The following is a 12,312-nucleotide window of genomic DNA, read 5'->3' on the forward strand; positions in this document are numbered from 1 at the left end:
CAGGCAGCGGGACGTCGAGCCGCAGGCCGGTTCGCGCGATCACGCCGGCACGCCGGTCAAGACCGGAAAGGGCCGGGCTGGGGGAGGCCACGCTCATTCAGTTCACTCCGAGGGTCGAAAGGGTGGGGGCGCCGGCATCGGCGGGGGTGGGGCGGGGGCCGTCCTCGCGGGTGGCCGGCCAGAGATTGACGGTCAGCGGATCGCCGGGCAGCCGGACGACCGGGCCGGCGGCCATGCCGGCGGCGCGCAGCCAGCCGGTGACCTCCTCGTCGCCGAAGCCGAGTCGGCGGTGGGCGTGCTCGGTCCGCAGGGATTCCAGGTCGTGGCGGGCGAAATCGACGATCACCAGCCGGCCGCCGGGGCGCATCACCCGCGCGGCCTCGGCCAGGACGTCGGCCGGCTCCTCGACGAAATGGAGCACCTGGTGGATCACCACCGCGTCGAAGGAGCCGGACGGCAGCGGCAGCTGGTACATGTCGGATTGCCGGACCTGGCAGTTGCGCAGGCCGGCGCGTTCCAGGTTGGCCCGCGCGATCGCCAGCATCTCGCGCGACAGGTCGATGCCCAGGGCGCGCTCGGCGCGCGGCGCCAGCAGTTCCAGCATGCGGCCGGTGCCGGTGCCCAGGTCCAGCAGGTCCTGGATGCCGGAGGCGGGGAACAGCCGCAGCAGCGCCGCCTCGACCTCGCGCTCGGGCACGTGGAGCGAGCGCATCTCGTGCCAGCGGGCGGCGTTCTCGCGGAAATAGTCGGCGGCGGCCTCGGCCCGGGCGCGCTTGATCGCGTTCAGCCGCTCCAGGTCCAATGCTAGGGTCGCGTCGTCCCGCGGCACCGCGTCGATCAGGGTGCGCGCCAGGTCGGCGAAGGCGCCGCGCTCGGCCAGGCGGTAGAACGCCCAGGTCCCTTCCCGGAAACGGTCGAGCAGCCCCGCGTCGCACAGCAGCTTCAGGTGCCTGGACACGCGGGGCTGGCTCTGGCCCAGGATCTGGGTCAGCTCGGTCACGGTCAGCTCGCCTTGGGCGCACAACGCCATCAGCCGCAACCGGGTCGGTTCCGCCGCCGCCTTGAGTGCCGTGAGCAGTGAGTCCATTCCCTTGCCTGTCCCAGTATGCCGGAGATGCGCGCTGATGCCGTTCCCGTCGATCGATATATAAAGATATCTTTATGCGACGTAAACGCCTTTTCTGGGAAAAACGGCGGGACGACCCTGTCCGCTCCTCCGGCTGCCGTGCCGTGGCGGTGGCATCTGGTCAAAAACCATTCCGTATGTTACCTCAGGACGATCCGCGCCTTCTGCGACGTCGGACCGTGGCGGCACCGGCCCCCGATCCTCCTCTTCTGGATGAGCGAATTATCCATGAACCTGTCTGGCTTCCCGCGCTTTCGCGGTTCCGTTGCCGCCGTTGCCCTGCTCGTCTGCGGCTCGGTCCTGTCCGGATGCGTCCTGCCCCCGCGCGACGATCCGGCGGCCCTCGCGGCCTATCAGGAGGCGAACGACCCGCTCGAAGGCTTCAACCGGGCGATCTTCGGCTTCAACGAAGGCACCGACATCCTGCTGATCCGCCCCGTTTCGGAAATCTACCGCGGCATCGTGCCCAACCCGGTCCGAAACGGCATCCGCAATTTCCTGCGCAACCTGCGCAGTCCGCTGACGATCGCCAACGAGCTGCTGCAAGGCGACTGGACCGGGGCCGAGGTGGCGACCAAGCGCTTCCTGGTCAACACCACGGTGGGCATCGGCGGCGTGATGGACGTGGCGGCCGACCACGGCCTGGAATACCAGGCGGAGGATTTCGGGCAGACCCTCGCCGTGTGGGGCGTGCCGGAAGGCCCGTACCTGGTGCTGCCGCTGCTGGGGCCGTCCAACTTCCGCGACACGACCGGCATCGCGGCCGAGGCGTTCGGCGACCCGGTCAACCTGTGGGCCGCCAACACCGACCGCGACGGTATCCCCCTGGGGCGCGCCATCTCCGGCGGCATCGACACCCGCTCCCGCCTGATCGAGCCGATCGACGACCTGCGCCGCAACTCCCTCGACTACTACGCCTCGCTGCGCAGCCTGTACCGCCAGAACCGAATCAGCGAGATCAACGACGGGCGGACGACGGCCGAGGAGTACCCCGAATTCCCCGAGTTTCCCGAGGACGAGGCGCCGCCGGTTGACAATTCCGGCGGAACGGCTAAGTCCAGCACGCCATGATCACACGCCGCTTCTTCATCGCCTGCGCCGCGCTGCTCGCCTTTGCGGGTACCGTCGCGCTTCCCACCGCTGGCCGCGCCGACGCCCGTTCGGAAGCGGCAGCCAAGTTCATCCAGGACCTGGGCGCCCGGGCCATCGACGTCCTGGTCAAGCCCAACCTGGGCCGCCAGGAATCCATGCAGCGGTTCCGCGTGCTGCTGAACGAGGGCTTCGACGTGCCCTATATCAGCCGCTTCGTGCTCGGCCGCACCTGGAACACGGCGACTCCGGCACAGCAGCAGGAGTACGGGTCGCTGTTCGAGCGGCTGATCGTCCAGGTCTATGCCGACCGCTTCTCGCAGTATTCCGGGCAGAACCTGGACGTCAACGAGACCCTGAAGATCACCGGCCACCGGCCGGAAGGCGAGAGCGACGCCATCGTGACGTCGCAGATCATCCGCCCCGACGCGCCGCCCGTGGCCGTGGACTGGCGGGTGCGCCAGCGCGGCGACACCATGAAGGTGATCGACGTCGCGGTCGAAGGGGTCAGCATGAGCGTGACCCAGCGCTCCGAGTTCTCCTCCGTCATCCAGCGCGGCGGCGGGCAGATGGAGGCCCTGTTGCAGACCCTGCGCCAGCGTGTCGGTTCCGCCGGCTGACGCCTCCAGACACCCTCGCGATGCCCGTGAAGAAGCCGCCCGGCCGGGCGGCTTTTCTGTTGCCCGGGCCGGGGAGGCCCGTTTTCCGGGAACATCACCCGGGCTCCCGGGTTGGTTCAACAGGTAGGGCAGGGGGAGATGATGGAACTCAAGGAATATCCGCTTCTGCATCAGGTCGATCTCATGCTGGCCTTGCTGAAGGTCGCGACCGAAGGCCGGGCCACCCTGGACGACGCGCTCTCCAGGCTGAAGGGGAACCTGCGGTCGGTCGGCGAGCCCCTGCCGGTACCCGACTCGGAGATCCGCGGTGAACTCGCCCGCGCGCTGGACAGGCTGACGCAGGCCGTCCTTCTGGAGCCCGCCGGGGACGGCGGTTTCATGATCACGCCGCGCGGCATGAGAACGCTGGCGGAGCATCCCGGCGGCATCGACGACAGCGTGCTGATGCGGTTCCCCGAGTTCCGTGCCTTCATCGACCAGGAATCCGCGCGGCCGGCCGGCCGGAAGACGGTTTTCACCGGCCGGACGGACGATCCCCGGATCATCGAGTACGACGAGGGCTATGCCGCCTTCCATGACGGGCAGCCCCTGCAAGCCAATCCCTACGAGGCGGACCGGGTCATGCACCTCGCCTGGGAGAACGGCTGGTGCCAGGCCCGTGACGACGCGCTGCGGGGCGAAAGCTGGAGCGCCGCTGTCCGGAAGGCCTGAACGGCCACGCTGTCCGGAAGGCCTGAACGGCCACGCTGTTCGGACAGGCTTCCTGATCATTAGGGGTAAGTTAAGGGGGCGGTGATATGTTTTCGCACGCCCGCCCGATCCTTGCCTCCCTGACTGGTCAGAAGTCCGAAGATGACCGTACCTGAACTGCTCGACCTCACGGAACTCGACTATCTGAGCATGGAGGAGGCGCTGTCCTCGTCGGCTCGAGGGCGGGCCTTTCTCCGCATGCGCGACCGCCGGACGCGGGTGGTCTCGGTCGACGACTGGCGGCGCCTGGCGGGCAAGCTGGAGGAGCAGGTCGACCGGCTGCGCGGCGTGGAGGCCGTCGCGGTCACCGCCGCCCAGCCGATCGAGACGGTGACGGACGCCGCCGGCGTCACGACGGACCGCTCGACCCATCTGCGCATCCTGCGGCAGGAACTGCAGGAGATGAGCAGCTACATCCAGCAGACCCGCAGCGAGATCGCGGCGCTCCGGCCGGCCGACGCGGGGGCCAACCGGATCATGGCCGCCACCGGCGAGCTGGACGCCATCGTGACGGCGACCGAGCGGGCGACCACCGAGATCCTGAACGCGGCCGAGCGCATCCAGGAATTCGCCAACCAGATGCACCGGGCCGCCCGGGGGGAGATCAGCCTCGACGTCGGGGAGGTCGCGAACGACATCGAAATCCAGATCATGGAGATCATGACCGCCTGCTCGTTCCAGGACATCACGGGCCAGCGCACCACCAAGGTGGTCAATACCCTGCGCTATATCGAGCAGCGCGTGAACACCATGATCGAGATCTGGGGCGTAGACCGCGCCGTCCTGGCCTCGGCCGACGCGACCGCGTCGCACCGCAAGATGAACGACGACCGCCCGGACGCCCACCTGCTCAACGGCCCGGCGCTCGGCGACGGCGTGGACCAGGCGACGATCGACGCGCTGTTCGACAGCATCAGCTTCGATGCCCCGCCGCCCCAGCCGGCCTACGAGCCGCCGCCCGCTCCTCCGCCCCCGCCGCCTCCGGTCCCGGCCCCCGCGATGAACGGCAGCGCGGAGATCAACCAGAGCGACATCGACAAGCTGTTCGGATGACGCATGGCCATCGATGAGGAACGCAAGGCCAGGATCAAGCTGACACAGGAGCAACTTGATCGCGTGTGCGAGCGGCACAAGCGCTTCATGGAAGGGCGGCCCAACGGCTCGCGGGCGAACATGCCGTTCTTCGATCTCTCGGGCCTGGATTTCACCAACCGCAACCTGACGGGCGCCCATCTGTCGGGCGCGATCCTGCGCGACGCGCGGATGACGGGCGCCGTGCTGGACCATGCCGACCTGTTCGGCGCCGACCTGCGCGGGGCCGACCTGACCGGCAGCCACCTCTTCCGCACCGATCTGCGCGGCGCCAACCTGCGCGGCGCGCTGCTCCAGGACGCCGTCATGGTGGAGGTGGACCTGCGCGACGGCTCCATGGCGAACAAGGGCAGCGACGGCGAACTGAAGGTCATCGGGTTCGAGCCGGGGCCGGCGGACATGAGCTCGACCATCCTGGTCCGCGCCGACATGGCCCGCGCCAAGCTGTCGGGGTCCTTCGCGGCCGGCGCCGACTTCTCCCACAGCAAGCTGTCGGACGCGCGCCTCGTGCGCACCGACCTGCGCAATTCGAAGTTCGTCGGCGCCAATCTCAGCGGGACCGACTTCTCCGGCGCCGATCTGCGCGGCGCCGACCTGACGGGCGCCACCACGACGGCGAACACCCGGCTCCAGGCCGCCATCCGGACCGATGCCGAAGCGGCCGCCCAGCAGGTCAATCCGATCCCCCTGCCGGTCGAGCAGAAGGAGCCGGAGCCCGAGCCGGCGCCGGCACTGGATCTGGAAGGCATGCTGGCGGCCCATGCGCGCTGGCTCAAGAGCGGCGGCAAGGACGGGACTCAGCTCAACCTGTCGGGAATGGACCTGGACGGCGCCGACCTGCGGAACCGGGTGCTGAGCCTGGGCATCGCGTCCCGGGTCCGGCTGCGCGGCGCCAACCTGCAGGGAGCCCAACTCCAGTCGATGCAGCTCGACGGTGCCGACCTGCGCTCGGCCAACCTGCGCGCCGCCGACCTGCGCGGCGCCCGGCTCGACCGCGCCATCCTGATCGACGGGTGCCTGGAGGAAGCCAACCTGGCCTCGCTCAGGATCGGTGCCGACCGGCTGCTGCGCACCTCGCTGGTGCGGGCCCGCATGGCCGGGGCGCGGCTGCGCAAGGCGATCCTGCACGGCTGCGACCTGACCAACGCGGACCTTACCGGCTGCGACCTGCACGAGGCGGTAGTGACCGGCACGATCCTGGAGCGTTGAGGCCTTACTTCTGGAACTTCTCGGCCTGCTTCCGGTCTTCCTCGACCTCCTGGGCGACCTCGGCGACCGCTTCGGAGTCCAGCTTCTTCGCCTCCTCGACCAGCTTCTTGCCTTCCTTCCCGTCGCCCTCGATTATCTTGTCCAGGCCTTCCTCGGCCAGGTCGTGCGCCTTGTCATGGTTCCGGTCATTGGCAGCCATGCCGCATGTCTCCTTCAACTCTTCGGATTGTGATCAGCCGCGGTCCGGGGCGGACGGTTCCGAGACCTGGCCGAGCGTGTCGGCGATGGTCTGGGGCCGGTCCGACTCGGTCGCGATGTCGCCCAGGGAGACGATGCCGATCAGGCGGTCGTCGCGGTCGAGCACGGGGACGCGGCGGATCTGCATGTCGCCCATCAGGCGCGACACGTCGCCGACCACGTCGTCCTCGTAGCAGTAGCGCGGATCGTCGGTCATCACCTCGGAGACCTTGCACTCGCCGGGCGCCTTGCCGGCGGAAGTCGCGCGGACGGTGATGTCCCGGTCGGTGACCAGCCCGACCAGCTTGGGGCCTTCGCACACGGGAAGGACGCCCACGTTCAATTCGTCCATCAGTTTCGCCGCGCGCTGGATCGTGTCGCCGGGGGCGACCACCTCCACGTCGCGGGTCATGATCTCTCGGATCTGCATCGGCTTTCCTGCCCCTCGGGGGTGTGTCGGTTCGGCGCTTCGCAGCACCGCCCATGCCAACAGCCCCCGGGGGAAGGAAGTTCCGGGACGCGCAACCGCGCGGGACGTTCCGGCTAGACGTCGATGTCCTGGACGAACCGGGCGTTCTCCTGGATGTACTGGAAACGCAGCTCGGGCTTCCGGCCCATCAGGCTCTCGACCAGCGACTTGGTCTGCTCCACCTGGCCGCGCATCTCCGGGTCGTGGGTGTCCGGCACCACGACGCGCAGCAGGGTGCGCTTGCCCGGGTCCATGGTGGTTTCCTTGAGCTGGGCCGGCTGCATCTCGCCCAGGCCCTTGAACCGGCTCAGCTCGACCTTCTTGCCGGCGAAGACGGTCTTGACCAGCTGGTCCTTGTGGGCGTCGTCGCGCGCGTATACCGACTTCCCGCCGTGGGTCACCCGGTAGAGCGGCGGCAGCGCCAGGTACAGGTGGCCGTTCTGGATCAGGCCGGGCATCTCGCGATAGAAGAAGGTCATCAGCAGCGACGCGATGTGGGCGCCGTCCACGTCGGCGTCGGTCATGATGATGACGCGCTCGTACCGAAGCTTCTCCGACGAGAAATCGCGGCCCACGCCGCAGCCCAGCGCCTGGATCAGGTCGCTCAGCTCCTGGTTGGCCCGCATCTTGTCGGCGCTGGCGCTCGCCACGTTCAGGATCTTGCCGCGCAGCGGCAGGATCGCCTGGGTCTCGCGGATCCGGGCCTGCTTGGCCGAGCCGCCCGCCGAGTCGCCCTCGACCAGGAAGATCTCCGTGCCGTCCGGCGTGTTGCGGCTGCAGTCGGCCAGCTTGCCCGGCAGGCGGAGCTTGCGGGTCGCGGTCTTGCGCGACATCTCCTTGGCCTGACGCTTGCGCTGCCGCTCCTCCGCCTTCTCGATCAGGTGGTCGAGCAGCAGGTTGCTGGCGGCGGGGTCGGCCGACAGCCAGTGGTCGAAATGATCCTTGACCGCCAACTCGACCAGCCGCGCCGCCTCGGCGGTCGCCAGCTTCTCCTTGGTCTGGCCCTGGAACGACGGGTCGCGGATGAACACCGACAGCAGGATGGTGGCTCCGCCGAACACGTCGTCCGCGGTGACCTGGCCCGCCCGCTTGTTGCCGACCAGCTCGCCGAAGGATTTCAGTCCGCGGGTCAGGGCGGCGCGGAGCCCCATCTCGTGGCTGCCGCCCTGGGGCGTCGGCACCGTGTTGCAGTAGGAATGGATGAAGCCTTCCTCGTCCTCCGGCCAGGCGATCGCCCACTCGGCCCGCCCGGCGTCGCCGGGGAACGGCACCTCGCCCGCGAACGGGGCGGGCGTCAGGGCCTTGCGGTCCTTCAGCGCGGCGGTCAGGTAGTCGTTCAGCCCGCCGGGGAAATGCAGCGTCTCCGCCGCCGGGGTCACCGCGTCGGGACCCAGCAGCTCCGGATCGCAGGCCCAGCGGATCTCGACCCCCTTGTAGAGATAGGCCTTCGACCGCGCCATGCGGTACAGCCGCTCCGGCTTGAAGACGGCGCCCTCGCCGAAGATCAGCGCGTCGGGATGGAACTTGATGGTCGTGCCGCGCCGGTTGTGGACCGCGCCCAGGCTCACCAGGTCGCCCACCGCGAGGCCGCGGCTGTAGCTCTGGGTGAAGAGCTGGCGGTCGCGCGCGATCTCCACCGTCAGCCGGTCGGACAGGGCGTTGACGACCGACAGGCCCACGCCGTGCAGGCCGCCCGAGGTCGCGTAGGCCTTGCCGCTGAACTTGCCGCCGGAGTGCAGCGTCGTCATGATCACCTCGAGCGCGGACTTGCCCGGGTATTTGGGGTGCTCGTCGATCGGGATGCCGCGGCCGTTGTCGCGGATCGTGACGGTCGCGTCCGCCGCCAGTTCCAGGTCGATGCGGCTGGCATGGCCGGCCACGGCCTCGTCCATGGCGTTGTCGAGGATCTCGGCCACGAGGTGGTGCAGGGCCCGTTCGTCGGTGCCGCCGATATACATGCCGGGGCGGCGGCGCACCGGTTCCAGCCCCTCCAGGACTTCGATGTCCTGGGCGGAATAGCTGTCTTCCTTGCGCACGGTGTTTTGAAATAGATCGCTCATGGCCATATTATAGGAATTAGATCACTGCTTCCGCAAGTGGATGCAGCGCCGCATTATGGATCGGCTACAAGATTTGGTATTCGGATTCGTCCCCCGACTCAAGAGGAAGCCGCGATGGCCGATCAGGAACCCGATTTCAGCCATGGCCCGGCACTGCGCACCATCGCGATGCCGGCCGACACCAACCCCAACGGCGACATCTTCGGCGGATGGCTGCTGGCCCAGATGGACGTCGCCGGCGGCATGGTGGCGGCCCGGCGCGCGGGCGGCCGAGTGGCGACCGTCGGCATCGAGGCGATGAAGTTCCACCAGCCGGTGCTGATCGGCGACGAGGTGAGCTGCTACTGCACGGTCCAGCGGATCGGACGGACGTCCATGGCGGTCAAGGTCGATACCTGGATCCGCCGGGGGCAGGGGCGCATCGCGACCAAGGTGACGGAAGGCGTCTTCACCTATGTGGCGATCGGCGAGGATCGCCGGCCCCGGCCGGTGCCGCCCGAGGAGGGCGGCACCTGAGGGATTGCTCCCGGACTTCTTACTGGGTGCCCGTGCCGGTTGCCGGCGCCGGGGTGGTCGATCCGCCCGCGGCGCCCGGTGCATCGGCGGCGGGCGGGGTCGCGGGCTCATCGGTCGACGCGGTATCCTCGCCGCAGGCGGCAAGCCCCAACATCATCATCGGTGCCAGCACCAGCCAAAGTTTGTTGCGCATCCGAGCGACTTCCCTTCGATTTTCCCAGTGATTTGCAAGTTACTCATCGATCGGCTGAATAAAGCCCAACCAATCGATGCGATTATGAACACCGCCCCGGCCCCGTTATTCCTGTTAACGTTCGGGACATTTTTGAGTCGGACTTCCAAACCCGTTATCGATGGACTATAGTCTGGCCGAAGGAGTATTGGGCATGTCCGACCTCGAAACGGCAAGCTGTGCTTCGCCGCCCTGCTACGCCTCGGAGATCGATCCGGCCTATTCCGGCCGGGCGCAGGTCGTGGACCCGATCCCGGAGGCCGAGCTGGCGACCCTTCTGAACGCCATGCTGGAGGTCGGCCGGGCGAGCGCCAAGGCGCTGACGGCGCTCCTGGCCGAGTTCGAGCAGCAGGAGGCGACCGACCTGCTGGCGTCGGTCCAGCGCGACCAGGCGCGGTTCTGCGGCGTCCTGACCCGCATCGTCACCCAGCTCGGCGATACGCCGTCCGGCGCCACCAGCAGCTTTCACGACGAGGTCCTCGGGCTGGAGGCGGTGGCCGAGCGCCTGGCCTTGCTCAACGGCGGCATGGCCTGGGTCATCTCCCAGTTCGACGCGACCCTGCCGCGCGTCGCGAGCGACGAGCTGTGCGGCGTCCTGGCGGACCTGCGGGAGGTTCACCGCGCCGACCTGAAGGATTGCGAGGCGCTGCTCGACTGGCTTGCCGCGCAACCGTCGTAGGCTGGATTTCCGGCCTGCCGGTCAGTCCGGAGCCCGACTCGGCCGCGTCAGGATATAGGCCGCCACGGCGGTGATGATCACGAAATGGACCGTCGGCAGGACCCAGTCGGTCGCGACGTAAAGGACTACCAGGACAAGGCTGCCATACATTCCTATGACCGAAAGCACCTTGCCGGTCACCGGGATCACGCCGTGCCTGTTCCAGGCGACCAGCGGCGGGCCGAAATGGGGATGCTCGTAGAGCCAGCGGTGGAACCGCTCGGAACTGCGGGAGAATGCCCAGGCCGCGACGATCAGGAAAGGTGCCGTCGGCAGCACGGGCAGGAAGACCCCCAGCGTCCCCAGGGCGACCATCACGAAGCCGAGCGCCATCAGGCAATGGCGGACCACCGGGTTGGCCGGCGCATGGCGGAACGCTTCGCCCGCGGTCCCGGCTGGCGAGGTCCCGTCGTCGCTTGGGGAGGGCGGCGCGTGGCGGTCGGCCTTCATGATGTCCTGGGGATCGGGTGGGCCTGGGGCGTCCCACCCATGTAGGTGCGGGACGCTCCAATACCATCTCGGCCGCGGCCGCCGCTACCTCCTCCGGTCCCTCACTCCGCGGCGGTGGGCAGGCGATAGTCCTTGAACTGCTCGCGCAGCCTGGTCTTCAGCAGCTTGCCGGTCGCGGTGTGGGGAAGCTCCTCGACGAAGACGATGTCGTCGGGCAGCCACCATTTGGCGATCTTCCCCTCGAAGAACGCCAGCAGGCTCTCCCGCGTCAGGCCGCTGCCCGGCCGGGGGATCACCACCAGCAGCGGGCGCTCGTCCCACTTCGGATGGGCGATGCCGATCGCCGCCGCCTCGACCACGTCCGGATGGGCGACCGCCGTGTTCTCCAGGTCGATCGAGCTGATCCACTCGCCGCCCGACTTGATCACGTCCTTGCTGCGGTCGGTGATCTGCATGTAGCCGTCGGCGTCGATGGTGGCGACGTCCCCGGTCGAGAACCAGCCCTCGTCGTCGTGGGCCGACGGCGTCGCCTCCTTGAAGTAGCGGGCGCAGACCCACGGCCCCGCCACCTTCAGGTGGCCGAAGGCCACGCCGTCGTGGGGCAGGGGCTTGCCCTCATCGTCGGCGATCTTCATGCGGATTCCGAACAGGGGGCGGCCCTGCTTCGCCCGGATCGCCATCCTTTCGTCCTCGGAACGGTTCTCCATGCCGGGCTTCAGCCGCGAGACGGAGCCGATCGGCGAGGTCTCCGTCATGCCCCAGGCATGCAGCAGCTCGACCCCGAACTCGTCCTGGAAGGTCTCGATCATGGCGCGCGGCGCCGCCGAGCCGCCGACGATCGTCCGCTTCAGCGTGCTGAACGTCTTGCCGTTCTCCTGCATGTAGCGGATCAGCCCGGCCCAGATCGTCGGCACGCCGGCGCTGACCGTCACGCCGCCCAACTCCATCAGCTCGTGCAGGCTGGCGCCGTCCATCTTCGCGCCGGGGAACACCAGCTTGGCGCCGGTCATGGGGCAGGCGTAGGGCAGCCCCCAGGCGTTGACGTGGAACATCGGCACGACCGGCATCACCGCGTCGCGCGACGACAGGTCGAGCGCGTCGGGCAACGCCACGGCGTAGCTGTGCAGCACGGTCGAGCGGTGGCTGTAGAGCACGCCCTTGGGATTGCCCGTCGTGCCCGACGTGTAGCAGAGCGACGAGGCGGTCCACTCGTCGAACCGGGGCCACTCGTACTGGTCGGAATGGCTGCGGACCAGGGTCTCGTAGCAGAGCAGGTTCGGCAGCTTCGACTCGGGCATATGGTCCCGGTCGGTCATCACCACGATGCCCTTCACGCCCGTCAGCTGCTCCGCGATCCCTTCCAGGAGCGGCACGAAGGTGAGGTCCACGAACAGGTATGAATCTTCCGCGTGGTTGATGATGTAGGAGATCTGCGGCGGGAACAGGCGCGGATTGATCGTGTGGCAGATCGCCCCCATGCCGGAGGTGGCGTAATAGATCTCGAAATGCCGGTACCCGTTCCAGGCCACCGTGCCGATCCGGTCGCCCGGCTCGACCCCCAGCGCGATCAGGGCGTTGGCCAGCTGGCGCGCGCGCTTGGCGGCCTCGGCGTAGGTATAGGTATGGATCGGCCCTTCGACCGTGCGCGAAACGATCTCCGTCGTGCCGTGATATTCCTCCGCGTAGTCGATCAGCGAAGAAATCAGCAGCGGCTTGTCCATCATGAGTCCGCGCATCTTCTGTT

At 68.3% G+C, this 12,312-nt stretch carries 14 protein-coding genes; 7 read left to right on the forward strand and 7 right to left on the reverse strand.

Features of this window, described 5'->3' with window-relative positions; all coding sequences use genetic code 11:
* Positions 1-97 precede the first annotated feature (97 nt).
* Entirely contained in the window at positions 98-1,087 is a 990-nt protein-coding gene (locus JL101_RS05245; protein ID WP_203099566.1) for an ArsR/SmtB family transcription factor, read from the reverse strand.
* A gap of 267 nt (positions 1,088-1,354) precedes the next feature.
* On the opposite strand from JL101_RS05245, the gene JL101_RS05250 reads away from it, so the two are divergent.
* The 5 genes from JL101_RS05250 to JL101_RS05270 all read left to right on the forward strand — a co-directional run bounded on the left by JL101_RS05250 (position 1,355) and on the right by JL101_RS05270 (position 5,886).
* Positions 1,355-2,197, forward strand: coding sequence for an MlaA family lipoprotein (locus JL101_RS05250; protein WP_203099567.1), 843 nt, complete (start codon positions 1,355-1,357; stop codon positions 2,195-2,197).
* The gene (locus JL101_RS05255; RefSeq protein WP_203099568.1) at positions 2,194-2,835 is read left to right on the forward strand and encodes an MlaC/ttg2D family ABC transporter substrate-binding protein; all 642 of its coding nucleotides are present in this window, start codon (positions 2,194-2,196) and stop codon (positions 2,833-2,835) included. Before JL101_RS05250 ends, JL101_RS05255 begins: the two co-directional genes overlap by 4 nt.
* Before the next feature lie 138 nt (positions 2,836-2,973).
* The gene (locus tag JL101_RS05260; RefSeq protein WP_203099569.1) at positions 2,974-3,546 is read left to right on the forward strand and encodes a ribosome modulation factor; all 573 of its coding nucleotides are present in this window, start codon (positions 2,974-2,976) and stop codon (positions 3,544-3,546) included.
* Between the two features lie 141 nt (positions 3,547-3,687).
* On the forward strand, positions 3,688-4,638 hold the full coding sequence (locus JL101_RS05265) for a protein phosphatase CheZ (protein ID WP_203099570.1): 951 nt from the start codon (positions 3,688-3,690) through the stop codon (positions 4,636-4,638).
* Positions 4,639-4,641: 3 nt separating this feature from the next.
* Entirely contained in the window at positions 4,642-5,886 is a 1,245-nt protein-coding gene (locus JL101_RS05270) for a pentapeptide repeat-containing protein (RefSeq protein WP_211111231.1), read from the forward strand.
* Positions 5,887-5,890: 4 nt separating this feature from the next.
* Here the strand turns inward: JL101_RS05270 and JL101_RS05275 are convergent, their stop codons facing one another.
* The 3 genes from JL101_RS05275 to parE all read right to left on the reverse strand — a co-directional run bounded on the left by JL101_RS05275 (position 5,891) and on the right by parE (position 8,652).
* Positions 5,891-6,085, reverse strand: a complete 195-nt coding sequence (locus JL101_RS05275; RefSeq protein ID WP_203099571.1) for a hypothetical protein — start codon at positions 6,083-6,085, stop codon at positions 5,891-5,893.
* A gap of 33 nt (positions 6,086-6,118) precedes the next feature.
* A complete protein-coding gene (locus JL101_RS05280; RefSeq protein WP_203099572.1) occupies positions 6,119-6,553 on the reverse strand; it encodes a CBS domain-containing protein in 435 nt (144 codons plus the stop codon).
* 113 nt (positions 6,554-6,666) lie between these two features.
* On the reverse strand, positions 6,667-8,652 hold the full coding sequence (parE, locus tag JL101_RS05285) for a DNA topoisomerase IV subunit B (RefSeq protein WP_203099573.1): 1,986 nt from the start codon (positions 8,650-8,652) through the stop codon (positions 6,667-6,669).
* A gap of 114 nt (positions 8,653-8,766) precedes the next feature.
* On the opposite strand from parE, the gene JL101_RS05290 reads away from it, so the two are divergent.
* Positions 8,767-9,168 (forward strand): acyl-CoA thioesterase, encoded by a 402-nt coding sequence (locus JL101_RS05290; protein WP_203099574.1) that lies wholly within the window; start codon positions 8,767-8,769, stop codon positions 9,166-9,168.
* A gap of 19 nt (positions 9,169-9,187) precedes the next feature.
* On the opposite strand, the gene JL101_RS05295 is transcribed toward JL101_RS05290, so the two are convergent.
* Entirely contained in the window at positions 9,188-9,361 is a 174-nt protein-coding gene (locus JL101_RS05295) for a hypothetical protein (protein WP_203099575.1), read from the reverse strand.
* 193 nt (positions 9,362-9,554) lie between these two features.
* On the opposite strand from JL101_RS05295, the gene JL101_RS05300 reads away from it, so the two are divergent.
* Positions 9,555-10,079: a DUF6306 domain-containing protein gene (locus JL101_RS05300; RefSeq protein WP_203099576.1), complete on the forward strand. Its 525-nt coding sequence runs from the start codon at positions 9,555-9,557 to the stop codon at positions 10,077-10,079.
* Positions 10,080-10,100: 21 nt separating this feature from the next.
* Here JL101_RS05300 and JL101_RS05305 read toward each other — a convergent pair whose 3' ends face one another.
* Together JL101_RS05305 and JL101_RS05310 are read right to left on the reverse strand one after the other, a co-directional pair.
* Complete coding sequence (locus JL101_RS05305; RefSeq protein WP_203099577.1) at positions 10,101-10,568, reverse strand: YbaN family protein; 468 nt, start codon at positions 10,566-10,568, stop codon at positions 10,101-10,103.
* A gap of 101 nt (positions 10,569-10,669) precedes the next feature.
* On the reverse strand, positions 10,670-12,304 hold the full coding sequence (locus JL101_RS05310; protein ID WP_203099578.1) for a 3-(methylthio)propionyl-CoA ligase: 1,635 nt from the start codon (positions 12,302-12,304) through the stop codon (positions 10,670-10,672).
* Positions 12,305-12,312: the final 8 nt, after the last annotated feature.

The sequence above is a fragment of the Skermanella rosea genome (genome assembly GCF_016806835.2).
GTDB lineage: Bacteria > Pseudomonadota > Alphaproteobacteria > Azospirillales > Azospirillaceae > Skermanella > Skermanella rosea.